The organism is Streptobacillus felis, from assembly GCF_001559775.1.
GTDB lineage: Bacteria > Fusobacteriota > Fusobacteriia > Fusobacteriales > Leptotrichiaceae > Streptobacillus > Streptobacillus felis.
In genome coordinates this window covers 1-376 of sequence record NZ_LOHX01000043.1, presented here as the reverse complement: position 1 = coordinate 376, position 376 = coordinate 1, and the positions used below count along the sequence as shown (strand labels likewise).

General features: G+C 22.9%; 1 pseudogene. It reads right to left on the bottom strand.

Features of this window, described 5'->3' with window-relative positions:
* A pseudogene (locus AYC60_RS00660) lies at nucleotides 1-266 on the bottom strand (replication protein rep); the annotation flags it as partial.
* Nucleotides 267-376: the final 110 nt, after the last annotated feature.

The following is a 376-nucleotide window of genomic DNA, read 5'->3' as shown; positions in this document are numbered from 1 at the left end:
TCATTTAACACCCATCTAAATTCAGAATTCATTCCTATTATGACCTTTAGTCTTGAACCTGAAATGATATCTTTTGTAAACAATACAAATTTTGTATATTCTTTATTTTCTCCAATTTTAATTTGAATGGATATTAATTTATCATAAACCCTTTCAAGATTGTCAAAAAAACTATCACTAGTGTTATCTTTCCATTTTGTTAGTTTTTTCAAATAACCACATTCAAATTCTATTTCTTTAAAGCCTTTTTCGTTCATTCTAGCCATTATTGCCATCTAAATATCTAATTCATTATATTTATTGTTTCTAAGCCCTTTTTTATTCATATTATTATTATTTTTTACATTATCATTTACCATATTATATTATTACTTTT